The 19,885-nt window shown below is 61.9% G+C and carries 15 protein-coding genes; 8 read left to right on the top strand and 7 right to left on the bottom strand.

The window, feature by feature from the left end:
- Position 1 precedes the first annotated feature (1 nt).
- From ACZRN6_RS13140 to ACZRN6_RS13120, 5 genes are read left to right on the top strand one after another with little or no spacing between them, the layout of a single operon-like run.
- Positions 2–583, top strand: a complete 582-nt coding sequence (locus ACZRN6_RS13140; protein WP_322147249.1) for a fimbrial protein — start codon at positions 2–4, stop codon at positions 581–583.
- Entirely contained in the window at positions 576–1,076 is a 501-nt protein-coding gene (locus tag ACZRN6_RS13135; protein WP_416152086.1) for a fimbrial protein, read from the top strand. Before ACZRN6_RS13140 ends, ACZRN6_RS13135 begins: the two co-directional genes overlap by 8 nt.
- A 26-nt stretch (positions 1,077–1,102) precedes the next feature.
- Entirely contained in the window at positions 1,103–1,582 is a 480-nt protein-coding gene (locus ACZRN6_RS13130; RefSeq protein ID WP_323570956.1) for a fimbrial protein, read from the top strand.
- An 11-nt stretch (positions 1,583–1,593) separates the two neighbouring features.
- Positions 1,594–2,142 carry a fimbrial protein gene (locus ACZRN6_RS13125; RefSeq protein ID WP_322147248.1) on the top strand — a complete coding sequence of 183 codons (549 nt, stop codon included), beginning with the start codon at positions 1,594–1,596 and terminating at the stop codon, positions 2,140–2,142.
- 36 nt (positions 2,143–2,178) lie between these two features.
- Positions 2,179–3,150: a fimbrial protein gene (locus ACZRN6_RS13120; protein ID WP_322147246.1), complete on the top strand. Its 972-nt coding sequence runs from the start codon at positions 2,179–2,181 to the stop codon at positions 3,148–3,150.
- A gap of 27 nt (positions 3,151–3,177) precedes the next feature.
- Here the strand turns inward: ACZRN6_RS13120 and ACZRN6_RS13115 are convergent, their stop codons facing one another.
- The 3 genes from ACZRN6_RS13115 to ACZRN6_RS13105 all read right to left on the bottom strand — a co-directional run bounded on the left by ACZRN6_RS13115 (position 3,178) and on the right by ACZRN6_RS13105 (position 11,908).
- Positions 3,178–8,094, bottom strand: coding sequence for an NEL-type E3 ubiquitin ligase domain-containing protein (locus tag ACZRN6_RS13115; RefSeq protein ID WP_464008146.1), 4,917 nt, complete (start codon positions 8,092–8,094; stop codon positions 3,178–3,180).
- Between the two features lie 89 nt (positions 8,095–8,183).
- Positions 8,184–11,279 carry a transglycosylase domain-containing protein gene (locus ACZRN6_RS13110; RefSeq protein ID WP_464008145.1) on the bottom strand — a complete coding sequence of 1,032 codons (3,096 nt, stop codon included), beginning with the start codon at positions 11,277–11,279 and terminating at the stop codon, positions 8,184–8,186.
- Positions 11,280–11,449: 170 nt separating this feature from the next.
- Positions 11,450–11,908: an REP-associated tyrosine transposase gene (locus ACZRN6_RS13105; protein ID WP_464008144.1), complete on the bottom strand. Its 459-nt coding sequence runs from the start codon at positions 11,906–11,908 to the stop codon at positions 11,450–11,452.
- Between the two features lie 597 nt (positions 11,909–12,505).
- Between ACZRN6_RS13105 and ACZRN6_RS13100 the strand changes: the two genes are divergently transcribed.
- Entirely contained in the window at positions 12,506–13,918 is a 1,413-nt protein-coding gene (locus ACZRN6_RS13100) for an amino acid permease (protein ID WP_322147241.1), read from the top strand.
- A 44-nt stretch (positions 13,919–13,962) separates the two neighbouring features.
- Here the strand turns inward: ACZRN6_RS13100 and ACZRN6_RS13095 are convergent, their stop codons facing one another.
- The 3 genes from ACZRN6_RS13095 to ACZRN6_RS13085 form a co-directional block, all read right to left on the bottom strand.
- Positions 13,963–15,087, bottom strand: a complete 1,125-nt coding sequence (locus tag ACZRN6_RS13095; RefSeq protein WP_464008143.1) for an OpgC family protein — start codon at positions 15,085–15,087, stop codon at positions 13,963–13,965.
- Between the two features lie 143 nt (positions 15,088–15,230).
- Complete coding sequence (locus tag ACZRN6_RS13090; RefSeq protein WP_464008142.1) at positions 15,231–15,527, bottom strand: cupin domain-containing protein; 297 nt, start codon at positions 15,525–15,527, stop codon at positions 15,231–15,233.
- A 67-nt stretch (positions 15,528–15,594) separates the two neighbouring features.
- The gene (locus ACZRN6_RS13085) at positions 15,595–17,214 is read right to left on the bottom strand and encodes an FMN-binding glutamate synthase family protein (RefSeq protein ID WP_322147237.1); all 1,620 of its coding nucleotides are present in this window, start codon (positions 17,212–17,214) and stop codon (positions 15,595–15,597) included.
- A 203-nt stretch (positions 17,215–17,417) separates the two neighbouring features.
- Here ACZRN6_RS13085 and ACZRN6_RS13080 point away from each other — a divergent pair, with 203 nt between their 5' ends.
- Positions 17,418–18,050, top strand: a complete 633-nt coding sequence (locus tag ACZRN6_RS13080) for a hypothetical protein (RefSeq protein ID WP_464008141.1) — start codon at positions 17,418–17,420, stop codon at positions 18,048–18,050.
- Here the strand turns inward: ACZRN6_RS13080 and ACZRN6_RS13075 are convergent.
- On the bottom strand, positions 17,998–18,762 hold the full coding sequence (locus ACZRN6_RS13075) for a helix-turn-helix transcriptional regulator (protein ID WP_464008140.1): 765 nt from the start codon (positions 18,760–18,762) through the stop codon (positions 17,998–18,000). The two genes, ACZRN6_RS13080 and ACZRN6_RS13075, sit on opposite strands and share 53 nt — an antisense overlap.
- Before the next feature lie 93 nt (positions 18,763–18,855).
- Here ACZRN6_RS13075 and ACZRN6_RS13070 point away from each other — a divergent pair, with 93 nt between their 5' ends.
- On the top strand, positions 18,856–19,677 hold the full coding sequence (locus tag ACZRN6_RS13070) for a carbon-nitrogen hydrolase family protein (RefSeq protein WP_464008139.1): 822 nt from the start codon (positions 18,856–18,858) through the stop codon (positions 19,675–19,677).
- Positions 19,678–19,885: the final 208 nt, after the last annotated feature.

Genomic DNA, 19,885 nt, shown 5'->3' with positions numbered 1-19,885 from the left:
CATGAAGTTGCACACAGTGAAGGTCTTGGGCGGTCTGTTACTGGCCTTGATGGGGCAGGCGCACGCCGCAGACGACGAGGATGTCGAGGGCATGGTGGGGATGCTGAATATTCGCGGGTCCATGCATGAAATGCCGTGCAGTCTGGAGATGAGATCCCTGCATCAAACCATTGACTTGGGCGCCGTATCGGCCAGCCAGTTGATGCGGCCTGGCGATGAGGCGACCTCGCGGCCATTTCAACTGAATTTCAAGGACTGCCAGCGTACCGCCGGCGGCATCAGGAGTGAGCGAACCGGGAACCTGACATGGAGCGCCCATCAGCCGGTGCTGTCGGTGATGTTTATCGCGCCCGCCGATGCCGACGACCCACGGTTGGTCAAAGTGCAAGGCATTACCGGGATGGGCCTGCGTTTGACCGATGCCCAGGGGCGCGACGCACGCCTGGGCTCAAGGGGCGAGCCGGTGTTTTTGCCCTTGGGCGCCAGCACTCAAACCTGGCATGTGCAGCCCACGCGCACCTCCGCGCCGTTGACCAGTGGGGCGTTTCGGGCCGTGGTGGATTTCAGGCTCAGTTATGAGTAAGGGCAAAACAATGACCAGGTTAACCATGTTTATCGGTACAGGCCTGCTGTGGGCGGTCAGCCAGGGTGTGCAGGCGGATACCAACCTGACGATCCGCGCGGTGATCATCGCGTCGCCACCGTGTGTGATTAATGGTGGGAGCACGTTGAATGTGCCATTTGGCAACGACCTCCTGACGTCACGCATCGACGGCATCAACTATCGGCGGGACGTGCCTTATACCGTCAGGTGCGATTCGCCGTTCAGCAACGCGATGACCCTGGAACTGAAGGGGGCAGGTGCTTCATTTGATAGCAACGTGCTGTCCACCCCCAAGACCGATCTCGGGGTAAAGCTGTTCGTCAATGGTGCCGACTGGCCGCTGAACACGCCCGTGAGATTTACCCATCCAAACTTTCCAGCCGTGCAGGCGGTGCCCGTCAAGCGCACGGGCAGCACGCTGACCGGGGGGGTGTTTGCCACGGCCGCAACCCTGGTGATCGAGTACCAATGACCTGTGCAACTAAAGAGGAACGATCAATGACATGTTGGCCGCAGCGAGCGTTGCTCGCCTTGTGTTCCATCGGCCTTTGCAGCGTTGCGTCGGCCAACCTGACGTTCAACGGCACGCTGAACGAACCGCCCCCCTGCACCATTGACTCAGGCAGCACGATCGAAGTCGATTTTGGCGATGTCGGCACCCGGCGCGTCGACGGCGTGAAGTACCGCAAAGGGGTTGGCTACACCATCCGGTGTGGTGCTTCCACGTTGCCATGGCTGCTGAAGTTGAGCGTGAACGGCACCGCAACCACGTTTGACGGCGCAGCCGTGCAAACCAGCGTGCCTGAATTGGGCATTCGGCTGTTTCAAAACAACGTGCCGTTTCTACTCAACACGCCGCTGGATATCAGCCTGTCATCACCGCCGACCCTGGAAGTGGTGCCCGTCAAGCGGCCAGGTTCAATCCTGACCGCCGCACGGTTCACGGCGGTGGCCACGCTGTTGGCCGAATACCAGTAGGAGTCGAATCTATGCGACATAAAGCTGTTCATAAAAGCCGGGCGCGTGCCGGGCTGGCATTGCTGCTTGCCGTCGGCCTGAACCCTTGGGTACAGGCGGCGGACAACCTCAGGTTCAAGGGCAACCTGGTTGAACAGGCGTGCACCATTCGCCCTGGCGACGAGGCAATCACGCTGGAGCTGTGGGACACCACCAGCAAGCACCTCTACATCAACACGCGCACCGTGGGCATGGGCTTCAAGCTGCACCTGGAAGACTGCGACACCACGATTGGCGAGACCGTCACCATCCTGTTTGGCGGTGCGCAAAACCCGCAGCTGCCCGGGTTGTTCGCGCTGGACAGTGGCAGTGGTGCCTCGGGCATCGGGCTCGGCCTGGAGACGTTGAGCAACAAGCCATTGCCGGTGAATAAAGTCAGTGACGAGCAGGTGTTGACCACTGGCAGCAATGTGATTGAGCTCAAGGCTTACGTGCAGGGCGAACCGAATGCCATCAGGGATCAGACCATCGGGCACGGTGCTTACAGGGTGTCCTCCATTTTTACGCTGGACTACCCGTAGTTGCGTACCGTCATTCATAGGCTGGAAGAGATCAACATGAAACGACTATATGGAGCCCTTGCGCTTCTTATCCTGACGGGCATCACGACGAACGCGCAAGCCGTCGACTGCCGTGTGAATGGTGGCGCGTGGAGAACCGTAGGTGGTAGCGGGGTTATCAACCTGCAGGTTCCCGTAACCGTGCGATTGGACACGGCTCAAAACCGGATTTTGCTCGAAGGGGCAAGGCTCGAATGCCGATATACCATCGGCCCTCAGACCCCATCGCGAGGCGAGGATTATTGGGCAACCGGCAACGGTTCACCCTGGACGCCAGGCCCTAAATTCGCCCGAGAAGGTACCGGGCTACGAATAAACGGAGTGTTTCGAAACACGCCTGTTCCCGTCGGTATCCGGTCAAACACCATGCCCGACAACGCGGTTGCTTACCCGATCAATATCGTGCCGTATATTTTGATGCGCAACAGCCCGGTGACGCCTATTGATATTCGAACAGGGGATAGCCTTGGGGTACTGCGCATGGTGCAGACAAACAATACAGTACCTCCTGATGGCTCCACGCAACTGACGGTCACGTACACCGCCGCCAACAACTTCATCATCTCGCCATCGACCTGCACGATCAATGGTAACAACCCGATCGAAATCAACTTCAACGATGTGCACCAGCGTGCAATCGGCACCGACCCGCTCACCACGGCCATCCGTGCCAACCGCCGGCTCACCTACGCCTGCCCGGACGGCGGGATTAACACGCCAATCACCATTACCTACAAAGGCACGCCATCTTCGTTCAACCCTGACCTGCTGATTATGTCCAATCCGGACGTGGGCACCGCCCTTGTTCGTGACGGGGCTACCGTTCGAGTGAATGGGGCATTCCGCACCCAGATCACCAACAGCACAGGCGGCGACGATGTGACGTTTACCCTGGTCAAGCGTGCAGGATCACTGCCGGCCGCCGGGCCCATAAATGGCAGCGGTGTACTGGTGATGGGCGTGCCCTGACACACGCCCGTTCATGGCTTTGGGGCGTCATTCGTCGGCGTTTGGCTGGCGATTGCGCCGCTCGCCGTGGCGCGCCATGGCTCGGCGGGTCAGGTCGCGCAGCCATTGTTTTTCCTGATCGCCGAGTTCATTGAGCCGGCGGTTGTATTCATCCTCGCCCAAGGCCTCTTGCTGTTCATCCAGCTCGAAAAAGCGCTGGGCGAACGCCACCTCGTTGGCCCGGCATTCTTGCGCGTGGTTGTCGCGCAAAAAGCCTTCCCAGTAAGGCTCCAGCAGCATCTGGTTGACCAGCCCGTCTCCTTCACTCAAGGCCTGCACACTGTGATAAGCCTGTTCGATCTGTGCCGCGCTGACGTTGGCTGTGTCACGGTAAAGCATGTGATCGGCGAGCCACGGCAAGTCCAGGCGGTCGGCCAGCTCGGTCTGGTAGGCCAGGTAGATATCCACCTCGTCCACCGTGCCGGGCACACCGTCTACCATCTGCGAACGCAGGCGCAGCCCCAGCCCGCCTTCGGCCATCGGGTTGAGACGGTGGCGGATGTCGCTGCGGATGGCCTGCCCCAAGTGATGCAGGCGGCCGCTGCCTTGGGCCAGGGTCACCAGCCGCGCCTCACGTTCGTTCAGGTCCAGGCTGTAGCGATCGGCTTCGCTGACGAGCACTTCAATCCCCATTTCGTTGAAGATTTGTGCCCCGCCGTCTGCGCACAAACCGGGGAAGCTGCTCATCAAAAATAGCCGCGTGCGCAACGTGTTGTCGGCATGGGTAGCCTCCAGCAGGCGCCATACCTGATCGGTCAGCGCTTCACGGTTTTGTGCGTAGCGGATTTCATCGTTCACGGTTTCAAAGAAAGCCGGCGGTTCGAGGGATTTGATCACCTCGAAAAACCCCTGTGAACCCTGCTCTTTCTCCAACGTGTCCCATAGCAGTTTCTTCATCAGTGCCTCGGCCATGGGCATGTCGCCAAGCCAGGGGCTGCTTCTGCCGCGGGGATGATAGTTGCGGTGGGGGTCAATGCCCGCAGCCAGGCGATAGCGGTCGTAAAGGGCCCGGTGTTCCTCGTTGAGCTGTTCACGCTCCAGGCGGGTTCGGGCAACGAGCTCGGCGTCGGCAGTGCCGGGCGTTACGAGGGGAAGATGGTCGATGCGGGTGGCCCGCAGGTCGAGCTCCAGGGCGTTGGTGCGGCTGGGCGTGAACAACCCGGCAGGCCAGGCGCTGACCTGGCTGCTGCTCAAGTTCAGGTTGGCAAGGTTGGGCATCTGGCTGATATCCGGTTCAAGCACCAGCAGGTTGTGGCTCAGGTTCATCGCCCGCAAGTGCTTGAGCGTAGCCAGGCTGCGAACGGCGTCGGGGTCCAGGATCAACCGGTTGCGGGCAAGGTTGAGGTACCTGAGAAAACGCATTCTGCCCACGGCCTCGGGCAGCCGCATCAGGGTGTTCCCATGCAGGTCCAGGGAACGCAGCATCGGGAACATGTTGAGAAAGTCCGAGTCAATCTGGCGAAGTTGGGTGTTGGCCAGCGACAAGTAGGTGACATGCTCAAAACTGGCGCTGAGGTTGGGTAACGACTCGGGCAGTCGACGCCCATTCAGGTCCAGTCGCGCACCGGCTTGCAACTGGCCCCAGTCATTGGTGTGCTCGGTGAACCGGTCACCCCAGCACAAACTCAACTGGGCCGACAGCGCTCTGCGGCGCTGGCGCTCCTCATGCGCCAGCAGGCTGCCCTTGGGGTGCCGGGTGGGGGTGTTGATCCAGGCATTGAGGTCGGAATTCAACTGGGTTTTTTCCAGGGTAAGCTGGTTGAGTGTGTTTCGCACATCCTGGGGGCGCAGTGACAGGATGAAGCTTCTGGCGGGTTCTTCGCTCACGCCGACAAACAGCCGTTGCAAGGTCTCCATGGCGCGTTCCACTTCGATGGGGCGAAGGGTCCCTCGCAGCCGGGTGAGCGCCGGGCCGCCCAACAGGGTTAGGGTTTCGCGCTCGGCTACCTTGCGCTCGGGTGGCTCGGCCAAGGCCTTGCGCCGCTCGGCCAAGGGCTCAAGGGTGTCGATCAACCACTGCTTGAATACGTGGCCCTGGCCGGGGCGGTAACCCAGGGCGTGGCGCTGGGGCTCCGGCAGGGCGCGCAGGATGGATTCGTACAGTGAGGCTGGCCCATGGAGCTTTCGCCCCAGGCCATCGAAGACTTCGTAGTGTCGGCTGGCGCTGCATACCAGGGTACGGCGGGTGGCCGCAGTGGGTCGCCCGACCTGGCTGCGCAATGGGCCGTCCGGGTGCAGGTCGCGTATCTCCAGGCGCAGGTCGGCGAAGCTGTCGCTGTGCAGCTTGAGGGTGTTGAGCAACAGTTGCTCGGTGTCGGCGCCCAGGTGCGTTGCATCATAGAACCCTTCGTAGGCGCGCACCGATCGCTCGGCCAGCGCCAGTTCGCGGGCCTGTTCCTGCAACCGCAGGGGCAGGCGCCGCTGTTCGTCCAGCACCAGGCGCTCGGCATCGCTGGCGCTGGCCAACAACGTGCTCGCCGTGTGGGTGCCCAGTTCGGGCAACAGTGACAGGTGCGGCGTTTGCGCGTTTCTGCGGGCCAGTTGCAGTTGATGGGCCGGGAGGCTGGTCTGGGCGAGTACATAGTCGGCCAACTGATTGCGCAACGCTTGCACCTGTTGGTCGGGCGTCACGCCGTCGCCCAGCAGCGTGGCGATTTGCTGCGGGTCCAGGAACCCCAGCACCCGTTCCGGCAACTGGCCCGACATCACCTCGGCCAGGCTCAGGCGCAGCGTGTCGGCAGGCGAGGCGTTGGCGGCGCCGTAAGTGTGGGAGCTGCCGGTGAGGTCCGAGTGCTGGAACACCTCGATGGCTTTTTCCTGTGGCCAGCCGGCCAGTTCGGTGACCATCTGTTCGAACCAGTCCGAGGATGGGTCCAGCGCCAGCGGCTCGCCTGCGCGAATTCTTGCGCTGGCCCGACGCGGGTACTCGTAGGCTTCGAAACGCTGCACGGTGTCACGCAGCAGTGGCGGCGGGGGTTGCTGGTGCACATAAACCCGGCGCAACAGGCCGTCTTCACTGCCGCTGATGCGGCGGATCTGTTCTTGTTGCTCCGCATTCAAACCCTCCACCGACGGCCCCAGCCGGCGCATCAACGTGGCACTGTCCCAACCACGCGGTTGTTCGCCCTCATGTACCCAGGCGCCGTGGCCGTTGCTCTTGATGTGGGGTTGGTAGGCCTGCGGGCGTGATGGGTGCACGACCCGGTGGTGACCGGTTTGCGGGTCTTCCCGCAGCGCGTAGTGGCGGCCCTCCAGGGCCAGGTGTCCGGGGCGCTCCGGCTGGGCGTAGGGCGTCAGGTCGGGGTTCCACAGGCGAGTCTTGCCGTCGTCCAGCTGCACTGGCCTCAGGCCTTCGACAAAACTCGACAGCTTGCCCCTGGCCAGGTCACCCAAGGCCCCGGCGCCGGCAAACAGGCCAAACTGCACCGCGCTTTGGGCGATATCGAGCAACTGTTGCGCCGCCTCTGCGCCCCGGCCCTCGGCCCAGTCGACGACCCCTTCGAACACCTCGTCTGCCAACTGGTAGGCGGTGTAGGCCAGCATCAACTGGCCCAGTACCGGCACGAATGGCGTGACCACCAGCAGGGCCACATTGAGCAGGTCCGAGAGGATTTTTTCCAGGTTGTCCCACCACGCCCAGCGCGCCAGGCGATCGACCTGCGCCGTGGACACCGCGACCTGCCGGGCGTCGTTGAGCAATTTGTTCAGCTTGAGGCGGTACAGGTAATTCCACAGGTCGTTTTCTGCGGCGAGGGACGAGCGGTTTTGAGTGTCCTGGCGCGTCTCTAACAGACGAAATTGCAGGTTGGGCTGGTCGATGGGGGTGTCTTTCCAGGTGGCACCGGGGTCGGTGTGGGCCTTGTGGTGCCACTTGACCCGGCTCAGGCGTGTGGCGAGGCCGTTGAGAAACGTGCCGCGCTGTTCATGGTCGACAAACTGGATAAAAAACTGGCGGTAACCGGGCTTCCGCAGTTGGCGGGTCAGCTCCTCGACGAACGCCAGGGGCGAGGCATATTCCTTGACCGGGTGCTGCGGGTCTTCGGGCACCCAGGCAACCACCCGGCCGGAAGGTTCAAGCCCGTCGGTGAACAGCATCACGCCGGTCAGGCGGCAGTCCATCAGGGCCAGGGTGTGATGGCCCATGAAGCTGGGGCGGTGGCCGGCAATCAGGTTCAGCAGTTGGTCGTGGGCGTCCTGGCCCATGTCTTCACGCAGCAGCGCCATGCGGGTGGCGGCGCTCAATGCGGCCTTGAGGTTGGCGATCAATGCCAGGCGCATGTCCCGCGCCACCACGGCTGTGTGCAGGCCGATGACCGCGGCCAGTTGCGCCTGGTAACGGGCGCCGAGATCGAGGCTGCGGCACAGGGCCTTGAAGGTGTGCGCGGTCAGGCGCTCGCCGGTGCTGCGGTGCGCGACGTTCAGTACGTCCCGTTGGCCACGGGCATCTTCGGGGCCGAAGAAGGCGAAGTCGACAAACGTGTCATCGCGGGCAAAGTTGTACAGGGCTGCGTCCAGCAGCGAGCAGGTACGGCTGGTCTGCCCCTTGACCGTCTCGATCACCCACCATGCATTGGCGGCGTTGGCGTAGGTGCGCAGGAACACCTGGCGAACATCCAGCGCGCCGTAGGCCGCCAGTGCCTGTTTCAGCAGGGGCTCGGCGAACGCATACACATCGGTGAGGCCATGGAATTTCTGATCCAGGGTGTTCTGGGTGCGCCAGTGTTCAGCGATAGCGGCCTTGAGTTGGCGGTGCTGGTGGGCGCTGGCCTTCGGGTAGGGCGCAAGGTCCGGTAGGCCGACGGTTTTCAGCCTGGCAAGGCGGGCAAGGCTCGTGGTTTTTATCCACGGGGGCAGGGCGTCTTGCATCAGCGTGGCGTGGACGGACAGGGTGTTGGAATCGGGCATGGGGCAACCTGGAGAGACTCAAGAAAGCCTCGAGTCTAGGCACGCAGGCGCCGCCCGATACGGTGGAATGATAGGTGCAAGCCTCGCGCTTATTGCGCCATGCACAGCGTGTGGCTGGCCGGCTGCAGGTACGGCGTCAAAATCGGCGCCATGCCCTTGAGCACTTGTACTGGCAACGCCGAGGTGAATTTGAACGCCTGGGCCGAGGCACCTGGGACAAACGCGGTCAGGGCGCCAAAGTGATGGTCGCCGATGTAGAACACGAAGGTTGCGGTGCGGTTGATCGCCTTGGAGCTGAGAATCCGCCCGCCCGCGCCAATTGCCTCGATACGGTTGTCACCAGTGCCGGTCTTGCCACCCATGGCCAGCGGCGTTCCATCTGCCAGCTTGAAACTGCCGGAAACGCGCCGCGCGGTGCCTGCGTCCACCACCTGGGACAGCGCGCCCCTGAGGGCTGTCGCGACCTCGGCAGGCATCACGCGTTTACCCCGATTGGGGTCGTTGACCAGGCGGGTTTCGTACGGTGTGCCAGTGGCAAATTGCAGGCTGTCGATGCGCAGGGTGGGCTGGCGCACGCCGTCGTTGAGGATGATGCCCACCAGTTCGGCCAGCGCTGCCGGGCGGTCGCCGGAGCTGCCGATGGCCGTGGCGAGCGACGGCACCAGATGATCGAAGGGGTAGCCGACTTTTTGCCAGCGCTGATGAATATCGAGGAACGCTTCGATCTCCAGCATGGTGCGGATACGGCTGTCGCGGGCGCTCTTGTGGCGGCTCTTGAACAGCCAACTGTAGACCTCCTGGCGCTCGTGTTCACTGGCGGCGGTGGCCTGGGTGAAGGTAGCGTCCGGGGTGTTCAGCAGGTAGCCCATCAGCCACAAATCCAGCGGGTGGACTTTGGCGATGTAGCCTTGGTCGGGCAGGTTATAGGCGCCCGGGCCATAGTTCTGGTAGAGCTTGTCGAGGCGCTCGTCGGTGAGTTTTTCGGTGCTTTTGATGCTGCTCAAGTGCGAGCGAATGAAACTGTTGAAACTCGCCTGGCTGGCGTTGGGCAGCAAGTACCGGTGCACGGCAGCCAGGCGAATGGCAGTGGGGTGCATGCCGTCCAGGAAGGTGTCGAGGCGGGCCTGGGTGTTCTTGTTGCGGTACTTTTTCCAGAACTTGAGCAGGAAGGTGGTGCCTTCGCGGTCGGCAAACCTGGCGAGGTATTCCTGGCGGCGCGGGTCGTTGTCGTCCTTGAGCAACTCGGCACTGTTGTTGGCGCCGTGGTAAGTGCTGTAGCGCACCAGGTCACGCATCAGGCGTATGAACGGCAGGTTGATGGACTCGCGCAGGGCCTCGATCAGCGTGGGTGTGCGGCCATTGTCCTGGACGCGAAAGTTATGGAAGTGGTGCATGCCGCCCCCGGTGAAAAAACCTTCGCTGGTGTTGGCCGAGTAGCTGCGATTGAGGGCTGCGTCGAGCATCGCGGGCAGGTTGCGGTCGTTGTTCTGGGTCAGGTAGTCGAGGGCCCAGCGGGTGATGCGGTCCTGGTCGTCTACCGGCACTTTGCTCAGTTCGGCGGCCGGCATCGCGCCGTATTTGTCGTGCAGTTCGCTGACGATTTGCAGGTAGGTGGTCATCACGCGCAGCTTGGCGGTGGAGCCCAGTTCCAGCTTGCTGCCTTCGTTGATGTCGAAGGGTTGGTCGGTGCTGTCGGTTTGCACGCGCACGCGGGCGCCGTCCGCGGTCATCTCGTAGAGGTTGAAGCTGTAGCGGACCTGGGCGGTGCTGGCAGGCGTCAGCAGCGTAGGGCCAAGGATGCCGACCTGTGCGGCGAAGGCAGGGTCGGCGAGGTGCTTGAGGTAGGCGCTGGCCTGGCTTTGCAGGTCGGCTTGCAAGGTGCTGGTGGCGGCGAGGTCGAGGCGGTCGAGGTCGTACAAAGGCTGGTTGAGCAGGGCGGCCAGGCGGGTACGGGCGACGCTGATGCCCTTGTTGGTTTCGATCGGCTGGATCGTCGGCTGCTGCTGCCAGTCGCGGTAGGTGACCTTGCTGGCGAGGGCGGCGCTGGCCAGCGGTTGGTCGATCACGTTGTTGTGTGCGAGCAGGCGGATGTGGCTGTCGGTGAGGTCTGCCAGTTCCGTGTGGCCCTTGGACAAGTAGTGAGAGGGGCGGCGCTGGGCAATCATCAGCGACAGCACTTCGCGCAGGGCCAGGCCTTTTTGCGGCAACTGTTTGGGGTCGGTGCTGTTGAGCAATGCGTTGGTCTGGTTGAAGTCGGCGCCGTACCACACACGTAAACCTTCGGCCATGCCGTGCACTTCACCATGGCCGGGCACCGCCGACAGGGGCACGCTGTTGAGGTAGTCACGCACGATGTCCTGGCGGGCGGCGAGGGTTTGCGGGCCGTCCTGATAGGCGCGCACGCTGGCGGAAATCATCTGGCGGATTTTCTCGCCGCCGGACAGGGTCAGGCCGTCGGGCGAGTGGCGGTATTTCTCCAATTGCGTGGCCAGGGTACTGCCGCCTGCGGCCTGGCCGGGCAGGTGCAACAGCTTCGCCACCTGGGACCAGGCGGCCTTGGCAAAGCGCGGCCAATCCACGGCCGGGTTGAGTTGCGGGTTTTTCGGGTCGAGCAGGTCGCGGTCTTCGATAAACAACAGGCTGTTGACCACCACCGGCGGGATTGCCGCGAAACCTGGGTAGAACTGTTGTGGGTAAGTGAACTGATACAGCGGCGCGGCGCGGCAATCGGTGATGCTCAGGCCTGCCTGGATTTTTTCCGGGTAGGGCACGAACAGCCCGCGTTGGGCGTAGGCCATCAGGTCGGGGGAGAAGCGTGCCTGTGCCTGGATCAGGTAGTCACGCTTGATCAGGCGTGGCAGGAAGTCGCCAAGGGCGCTGTAGCCCAGGCGTTTGTCAAACGGCCCGGCGCCGGGGTAAACCCGCGCATCGCTGGGGCCGGCGTGCATTTGGTAGGTGAGGGTGGAGGCCAGGCCGGTGAAGGTTTTGGCCTGCAGCCTGGAGCTGCGCATCTCCCGCATGACGGCAAAGGCCAGGGCGATCAGCGCAATCAGCAGCACCAGCCAGAACAGCCGCCACCACAGACGGCGGCGACGGGGAGGGGGGCTTTGTGGCAATGGCTGTTCATCCGGGCTATCGGTGGATACCGCAGCCTTGGTCGAAGCGTTTTGCCATAAAGCGCCCATAGTCGATTGATCCCTTCACGCAGATTGATCGGACTTGGTTGAAGCTTAGACGGTGGTGGGCGAGTGGGAAGAATTTGTGAGGACGCAGTGATGCCGTCACTTCTTTTGGAGAGGGAGTTTGTCTGTGGCGAGGGAGCAAGCTCCCTCGCCACGCAGATGTCTATTCCAGCTTATAGCCAACAGGCATCCCAAAGTGGGTAGTCACCGGCGCGTGTTACCAGTCCTGCTCTGATGGGGTTGGCGATAATGTACCGAGCCACGTGACGCAAGTCTTCACCGTCCCTGATTCCCCTGTCGTGATAGCCGTTCTGCCAAAAAGCTCCTGTACTGTTCCTTGCCCGGTTGATCGTGTGTGTGCTGCGGGACTTAATCGCCTGCATCAGTTGGGGCAGGCTGTGTTGCTCAAGTTGGACCAGCCAATGGAAGTGGTCAGGCATGATGACCCAGGCTACGGAGCTTGCCCATTTTTGCTCATGGGCGCGCCTGAACTCTCTTACCAACAGACGGCCAAGGCGAAAGTCGGCAAACAGGGGTTTGCGATTGTGGGTGACAGCCGTTACCAGGTAAGCCCTGCCGGGCTCACTGAATCTGCCGGTTCTCAGGCGATGTGATTGAGGGCGAGTTGGCATTCCATTGCATTCCTTGCTGCTCCAGATGAATTGACGCTAGCAGCCTGATAGGTGCCCTGACCCCGGAATTATTGAGTACATATTTCTATCGCCGCGCATTCACTGTGGCGAGGGAGCTTGCTCCCGCTGGAGTGCGAAGCACTCCCATTGAACCCACCGCGATTTAACTGAAAAACCGCGTGCTTGGGTTTTTGGGCCGCTGCGCAGCCCAGCGGGAGCAAGCTCCCTCGCCACAGGGGTGGGGCAGGCAGGAAGTACCGCTCTAGAGCCTCCCCCACGGTAAATCCGCCAAAGGTCGGGGCATGACGCTGCACCATTACCGTGCAATACTCGCCGCCGTTTGTTGGCGACGGTTCTTGCGCTGGCCAGGTAATGCACCTCCGCTGAAGGGGCTTTTGCCGCGAGTTCCCGCTGAATCTTGCCGTTTATAGAGTGAAAACCCCTGGGTTTAGCTTTTTATACTGCACCCCCGCTGATCTGGCCCGGCCAGGCCGGTTTACCCAAAAGGTGAACCGCAAACGGTACGCCATGGCACACCCGCCGTGACGTCCCGGACTCGGTGGCTCATATCCAATAACAAGACGAGGTTGTATCCCTATGCCCGCTGGCAATCACCTGCCCCATGGCGAGACCGCTCAGGGCGGCCCACTTAAACGCGAACTTGGCGAACGGCATATTCGCCTGATGGCCCTCGGCGCCTGTATCGGTGTCGGTCTGTTCCTGGGCTCGGCCAAGGCCATTGAAATGGCTGGCCCGGCAATCATGCTGTCCTACATCATCGGCGGCCTGGCGATCCTGGTGATCATGCGCGCCCTCGGCGAGATGGCGGTGCACAACCCGGTGGCCGGCTCGTTCAGCCGCTATGCCCAGGATTACCTCGGCCCGTTGGCGGGCTTTCTCACCGGCTGGAACTACTGGTTCCTGTGGCTGGTGACGTGCGTGGCAGAAATCACCGCCGTCGCCGTGTACATGGGCGTGTGGTTCCCCGATGTGCCGCGCTGGATCTGGGCCCTCGCGGCGCTGGTCAGCATGGGCACCATCAACCTGATCGCGGTCAAGGCGTTCGGCGAATTTGAGTTCTGGTTCGCCCTGATCAAGATCGTCACCATCATTGCCATGGTGATCGGCGGCGTCGGCATCATCGCGTTCGGCTTTGGCAATGACGGCGTGGCCCTGGGCATTTCCAACCTGTGGACTCACGGCGGCTTTATGCCCAACGGTGTGCAGGGTGTGTTGATGTCCCTGCAAATGGTGATGTTCGCCTACCTGGGCGTGGAGATGATCGGCCTCACCGCCGGTGAAGCGAAGAACCCGCAAAAGACCATCCCGAGTGCCATCGGCTCGGTGTTCTGGCGCATTTTGCTGTTCTACGTCGGTGCGTTGTTTGTGATTTTGTCGATCTACCCGTGGAACGAAATCGGCACCCAGGGCAGCCCGTTCGTGATGACCTTCGAGCGTCTTGGTATCAAGACCGCCGCCGGCATCATCAACTTCGTGGTGATCACTGCGGCGCTGTCGTCCTGCAACGGCGGTATCTTCAGCACCGGGCGCATGCTCTACAGCCTGGCGCAGAACGGCCAGGCCCCGGCCACGTTCGGTACCACGTCGAGCAACGGGGTGCCACGCAAGGCGCTGCTGCTGTCGATCTTCGTGCTGTTGCTGGGCGTGCTGCTCAACTACATGGTCCCGGAAAAAGTCTTTGTGTGGGTGACCTCCATCGCCACCTTCGGTGCGATCTGGACCTGGCTGATGATCCTCCTGGCCCAGCTCAAATTCCGCAAGGGCCTGACCCCGGCCGAACGTGACGGCCTCAAATACCGCATGTGGCTGTACCCGGTCAGCTCCTACCTGGCGCTGGCGTTCCTGGTGCTGGTGGTGGGCCTGATGGCGTACTTCCCGGACACCCGCGTGGCGCTGTATGTCGGCCCGGCATTCCTGGTGCTGTTGACGGTGTTGTTCTACGTGTTCAAGTTGCAGCCGACCCAGGCTGCGGCAAGCACCGCGAGCTGATTTTTTGCGCTCAACAAAAAGCCCCTTTCGGGGCTTTTTGTTTTTCAGGCGGTGGCGGTGCGTGTCGGTTGTGTGAGCCGCTTGTTCAAATCCAGCCAGGCTCCGAGCAGCGCCATCAGCCCTGCGCCAACCAACGCGGTGAAAATTTGCATGGCGAAGGCATCGCCGGTGATCGCGTTGATCATGTCTGCCAGCGGTGCCAGCAACACCCCGAGGCAGAACACTTCGAGGGAGTAGCGCCCCATGCGGCAGGTTTGCTGCGCCAGCCAGTTCTGCGTCCAGGCGCGGCCGGGCAACAGTTTGGCGGTGACATAGGCCAGTGCCAGGAAGTGCAGCAGCCGCACCGGTGACAGGTCGGTCTTGCTGATGGGGTAGAGCAGTTCACTGAGTGCCGCCGGCATCAGCGCATCGTGGATATGCGGCCAACGCCACAAGACCGTAAGAACCCCTGCGGCCAGTGCGTACGCTGCCGCTGCGACGAACAACGGCTGACGCAGCAGGCGCCGAGTCTCGATGGGACGTGGTTGCCCGGCATGAATCGCCGCCGCACCGCCCAGCACAAACAGCAACTGCCAGGTTACGGGATTGAAGTACCACACGCCGTCGGCAATCGCCGCCAGGTTCCAGCCCAGGTGCGGTGCCAGCAGGTACACCGCCAGCGACACGGCCACCACTGCCCAGGTCTTGCGCAGCAGCAACGGCAGCACCAGCGGCAGGCAGCCCAGCAGTACGATGTACAGCGGCAGCGGGTCCATCAGGTTGGGCTTGAAGCGCAACAGCAATTCATCCACCAGGGCTTGCTGGGGATGGGTGACGAAGTGCGTCAGGCCCATCTCTTCGACCAGGTCGCGGGTTTCCACATGGCTGTTGGCGAAGAACACGATGCCCATCAGCATCGCCAGCAAAAAGATGTGCACCACGTACAGCACCCAGGTGCGCCGCCAGATTTTCACGCAGGCGACCAAATACCCGTCGCGCTGCAGGATCTTGCCGTAGGCCAGCACCGCCGCGTATCCGGCCAGGAATACGAAGACTTCCGCCGCGTCGCTGAAGCCGAAGTTGCGCAGAGTGACCTGGCCGAGCGGGTTGTGGGGCACGTGATCCCAGAAAATAGAGATCAACGCCAGGCCGCGAAAAAAATCGATGCGTGGGTCGCGTCCGTTCAGCATGGCAGCGGGCTCTTGAACAAAGGGTTTAGTAATGACAAGTGGACGACGGCTTTTGTCGTGCCGTACGTCGGGCGGGGCGCAGGTTGGCGGTATTTGTAAGCAATTGCAAAGCTCAGTTTTTACTGAATGTCTCATCGCTTCGGTTAAACATCGATGATCACCAGCGTGCCGTGGCTGCCGGCAAGCACGGCATGGGCAATGCCTGCTTGCACCAGGTACATCTGGCCGGCGCCGACGTCGATGGCTTCCTCGCCGATGGACAGGCGCAAAAGGCCGTCGATCACCAACAGCCCTTCGTTGTAGTCGTGGGTTTCTTCTGCGTAGGCTTGCGCGTCCATGCGCAGCACCTTGATCCGCGCCGGGCCGACGTGGCCCAGGCGCGTGGATTTCCAGGTGTCCGGCAGTTGCGCAGCGAGGGTAGTGAAGTCGAGTAACGGCATGGTGAAGCTCCTTGTTTCAACGATGCCGTTCGGTGGTCCGGTTCAGCGGGATTTTTGGGTGTGAGGCTCAGGCCGCAGCGACTTCATTCGGCTCAAAACTGTCCGCCCGCGCCATCTGCCACATGCGCGAATAAAACTCGCCGTTCACTTCGCCGGTGAGCAATTCGCCCGGCTTGAGGAACACATGCAGCTGCGAGAACAGCTTGATCTCGGTGGCCGACATGCGCCGCACCAGATGCTTGGCCGACAGTTGTGAAGGGTGGTCGAGACCGGCGGCAGCGAGCATTTCTGCCAAAGCCTTCAGCGTATTGCGGTGGAAGTTGAACACGCGCTGGGCCTTGTCCGGCACCACCAGTGCGCGTTGGCGCAACGGGTCCTGGGTGGCCACCCCGGTGGGGCATTTGTTGGTGTGGCAGCTTTGCGACTGGATGCAGCCGATGGCGAACATGAAACCGCGCGCCGAGTTGGCCCAGTCGGCGCCGATGGCCAGCACGCTTGCGATGTCGAACGCGCTGACGATCTTGCCGCTGGCGCCCAGCTTGATTTTGTCGCGCAGGTTCAAGCCCACCAGGGTGTTGTGCACAAACAACAGGCCTTCGCGCAGGGGCACGCCGATATGGTCGGTGAACTCCACGGGCGCGGCGCCGGTGCCGCCTTCCTTGCCGTCCACCACGATAAAGTCCGGCAGAATGCCGGTTTCGAGCATCGCCTTGGCGATGCCCATGAACTCCCACGGGTGGCCCAGGCAGAACTTGAAGCCCACTGGCTTGCCGCCCGACAGTTCACGTAACTGGGCGATGAACTGCATCATCTCGATCGGGGTGGAAAACGCGCTGTGACGCGACGGCGAGATGCAGTCTTCGCCCATCATGATGCCGCGGGTCTCGGCGATTTCCCTGGTGACCTTGTGCTTGGGCAGGATCCCGCCGTGGCCCGGTTTGGCGCCCTGGCTCATCTTGATTTCGATCATCCGCACTTGCGGGTTCTGCGCCTGCACGGCGAAGCGTTCCGGGTCGAAAAGGCCGGCGCTGGTGCGGCAGCCGAAGTAGCCGCTGCCCAGCTCCCAGGTCAGGTCGCCGCCGTGTTCCCGGTGGTATGGGCTGATGCTGCCTTCGCCGGTGTCGTGGGCGAAATTGCCGAGCTTGGCGCCCTGGTTGAGCGCGCGAATCGCGTTGGCGCTCAGTGAGCCGAAGCTCATGGCCGAGATGTTGAACACCGAGGCCGAATAGGGTTGCGTGCACTGCGGGCCGCCGACGATCACGCGAAACGCGCTGGGGTCGCTCAACGGCGCGGGGCGCATGGAGTGGCCGATAAATTCAAAGCCCGACTGGTACACGTCGATCAACGTGCCGAAGGGTTTGTCGGCGCTTTCGTTCTTGGCACGGGAATAGACCAGCGAGCGCTGGGCCCGGGAGAAGGGCAGGGCGTCGCTGTCGGACTCCAGCAGGTACTGGCGGATTTCCGGGCGGATGCCTTCCACCAGGTAACGGATATTGCCCAGGATGGGGTAGTTGCGGCGTACCGCGTGAGGGCTTTGCAACAGGTCGAAAATGCCGATCAGGCTGAGGATGCCGGTGACGACGGCGATGGGCCAGAGCCATTCGTGCTCGATGAACGGCATGCTGGCGAGGGTGAAAATAACGCAGACGGCAAAGAACGCGTAGCGGCTTAGTAACGACAGGCTCATACGGTTTTTCCTCAGGTTCAACTCTACAGGTCGATCCGCCATTCTGCGCCTGTACTCAAACCCCGAACAAGGATTGACCGCTCTGGGGCGCATTTTACCGGCCGTGACGCTGGCCCGCCCCGGGAACCATTCCCGAGGCATTTGCCACTATGGGCGTAGGACGCAAATCCCGTGCGTCAACTTCTGCCAGGAGTGAATGGGTTATGAGTATCAGTGTTTCGATTGCCCCTGATCGCTATGTGTCTCGGCCTGCGCCGCAACAAGAAGCGCTATCGCCCCCGGATCATGCGAAGGCGAACGATGTAGCGCCTCAAACGGATGATCAGGCGCAGGAACGGCCTGGACGCACGTGCCACGCCGCAGTAGTGCCCGACAACCCGGTCGTCAGGTTCCTGTTGAGCCAGAAAGCCGTCGAACCTCGCCAGGCCGTCGCTTTGCTTGCGGATGAGGGGGCGAATCTGGACGCTACGCCGAAAAACATGACGCAGAATATCGCCGGCGCAATCGGCAACAGGGCATGGATGTTCCCGGGCCTGAGCAACATGGCCCTGGGCGTCGAAAAGTCGGATGGCAGCACTGCCGGCATGATGGACGGTGCGAAAAGCGGGCTTGAAAAAACCCTGAACGATGGCCTGCAAACGTCGCTCAGTGGCGCCGCCCGGGGGGACTTGGTATCAATCTTCAAAGGTTATGCCGAGGCCGTCGCCAAAAACGAAGCCACGCCAGTGTTCGTCAAGGAGGTCGTGCTCAGGCTGTTGGATTGGTTAAGCACATGGGGGCGCCCTAGCCCTTCTGCGCCTGCAGGAAAATCGAAAACAGCTCTGACTGAGACTTGATCCCCAGCTTGCTGTACATGTGTTTCTTGTGGACTTTCACGGTCTCTACCGAGATCTCCAGCTTGCGGGCGATTTCCTTGCTGGAGCAACCACTGAGCATCAAGCGGCCCACATCCAATTCCCGCGCCGTCAGTTGTGCCCCCCAGTCGTCATTCTGCAACGGCGGCTCGGCGCAGCTGACCTCGTGCAGTTCATGAGGCAGGCGCTGGCGCAGCAGGCTCAAGACCCAGGGTTGAATCAGCGACAGCAAGGCAACCTGTTCCCGGTCAAAGCGCTGCCTGGACCCGAGTGACAGGCACAGCGTGCGCCCGTCCGGCAGTTGGCAATTGAACTGGATTTCATCGGCGACCACGTTCAGCCGGAAGTAGCGCTGGTAATACTCGGTCAGCTCAAAATGCTCCGGCGCCACTTCGGCCAGGCGAAACAGCCCGGTGCGCGAGTGTTCGCGGCTGGCGATGTAGAACGGGTCGAGCAGGTACAGGCCGTTGAGATAATCCTGGAACAGGTGGTCTGGCTCGCCGTCCTGGCCGGGGCATTCGGCGAACACCAGCGGCTTGTGCCCGCTGCTGAACAGCAACACCACCCAACTGTCGAACGGCACATATTGGTCGAGCAACCGCACAAGCTGGGTCCAGAAGTTGGGCTGGTCCAGGGCGTCTATCATTTGCCCCACCGAACGGTGCCAGGCGATGTCTTGCAGCGACAATGTCATGCATCTACCCCCATAGGGTTAACCCGGCTGCGTGATTTCCCGAGTGTTCGCGGCTGCGCATACTGCGCCACAGATAAAGAACAAGGAATCACCATGAAGGTCGAATTTGCCCAACTGGCAGGCCGCGATAACGGCACAGCTTACAACCTTGAGCGCGCGTTGGCGGCGATTGCTGCGTGTGCGGCGGATACCCGAATGGTGGTATTCCCGGAAACCCACCTGATGGGCTTTCCGAGCGCCGACACCGTGGCCGCTATTGCCGAGCCGGTGGATGGCCCGACAGTGCAGGCGATTATCCAGGCGGCCCGCACCCGCAATATCGCCGTGGTGATCGGCATGGCCGAGAACGACGCGGGGCAATTCTATAACACCACCTTGATGATCACGCCCGATGGCATTGCCCTGCGTTATCGCAAGACCCACCTGTGGGCCTCGGACCGCGGCGTATTCACCCCCGGCGACCGTTACGCCACCTGCCTGTGGAACGGCGTGCGCGTGGGCCTGTTGATCTGCTACGACATCGAATTCCCGGAAACCGCCCGCGCCCTGGCGCAGTTGGGCGCTGAAGTGTTGATCGTCACCAACGGCAACATGGACCCGTACGGTCCCACCCACCGCACCGCAATCATGGCCCGCGCCCAGGAAAACCAGGCGTTTGCGCTGATGGTCAACCGGGTGGAAGAGGGCGACGACGGCCTGATGTTTGCCGGTGGCAGTGCGCTGGTGGACCCGTTTGGCACGTTACTGTTTGAAGCCGGGCGTGACGAAGGGCAGTTCAGCGTTGAACTGGACCTTGGGCAACTGGCGGCGGCGCGACAGGACTATCGCTACCTGGACGACCAGCGCTTGAAATTGCCGGGGGAGGTGATCGAGCGCAACGACGGCACGCGGGAGCTGCTGATTCCTAAAACCTGACACCGATTTTGTGGCACGGATGCTGTTGTGGCGAGGGAGCTTGCTCCCGCTGGGGCGCGAAGCGGCCCTAAGATTTTTGGGGCCGCTGCGCAGCCCAGCGGGAGCAAGCTCCCTCGCCACAGAAAGCTGCACCTCACTTAAAAACTGTTTCAACCATAAAAATTATTGCGTTCGCTGCACCGACTTCAGTTCTGCCATAACTCTAATA

It is taken from the genome of Pseudomonas sp. A125 (assembly GCF_055409485.1).
This window is presented reverse-complemented; position numbering and strand designations above follow the sequence as displayed.

Bases quoted from the DNA above. Each gene is read 5' to 3' on its own strand.
- ACZRN6_RS13140 (WP_322147249.1), top strand. From the start codon at position 2: ATGAAGTTGCACACAGTGAAGGTCTTGGGCGGTCTGTTACTGGCCTTG.
- ACZRN6_RS13135 (WP_416152086.1), top strand. From the start codon at position 576: ATGAGTAAGGGCAAAACAATGACCAGGTTAACCATGTTTATCGGTACA.
- ACZRN6_RS13130 (WP_323570956.1), top strand. From the start codon at position 1,103: ATGACATGTTGGCCGCAGCGAGCGTTGCTCGCCTTGTGTTCCATCGGC.
- ACZRN6_RS13125 (WP_322147248.1), top strand. From the start codon at position 1,594: ATGCGACATAAAGCTGTTCATAAAAGCCGGGCGCGTGCCGGGCTGGCA.
- ACZRN6_RS13120 (WP_322147246.1), top strand. From the start codon at position 2,179: ATGAAACGACTATATGGAGCCCTTGCGCTTCTTATCCTGACGGGCATC.
- ACZRN6_RS13115 (WP_464008146.1), bottom strand. From the start codon at position 8,094: ATGCCCGATTCCAACACCCTGTCCGTCCACGCCACGCTGATGCAAGAC.
- ACZRN6_RS13110 (WP_464008145.1), bottom strand. From the start codon at position 11,279: ATGGGCGCTTTATGGCAAAACGCTTCGACCAAGGCTGCGGTATCCACC.
- ACZRN6_RS13105 (WP_464008144.1), bottom strand. From the start codon at position 11,908: ATGCCAACTCGCCCTCAATCACATCGCCTGAGAACCGGCAGATTCAGT.
- ACZRN6_RS13100 (WP_322147241.1), top strand. From the start codon at position 12,506: ATGCCCGCTGGCAATCACCTGCCCCATGGCGAGACCGCTCAGGGCGGC.
- ACZRN6_RS13095 (WP_464008143.1), bottom strand. From the start codon at position 15,087: ATGCTGAACGGACGCGACCCACGCATCGATTTTTTTCGCGGCCTGGCG.
- ACZRN6_RS13090 (WP_464008142.1), bottom strand. From the start codon at position 15,527: ATGCCGTTACTCGACTTCACTACCCTCGCTGCGCAACTGCCGGACACC.
- ACZRN6_RS13085 (WP_322147237.1), bottom strand. From the start codon at position 17,214: ATGAGCCTGTCGTTACTAAGCCGCTACGCGTTCTTTGCCGTCTGCGTT.
- ACZRN6_RS13080 (WP_464008141.1), top strand. From the start codon at position 17,418: ATGAGTATCAGTGTTTCGATTGCCCCTGATCGCTATGTGTCTCGGCCT.
- ACZRN6_RS13075 (WP_464008140.1), bottom strand. From the start codon at position 18,762: ATGACATTGTCGCTGCAAGACATCGCCTGGCACCGTTCGGTGGGGCAA.
- ACZRN6_RS13070 (WP_464008139.1), top strand. From the start codon at position 18,856: ATGAAGGTCGAATTTGCCCAACTGGCAGGCCGCGATAACGGCACAGCT.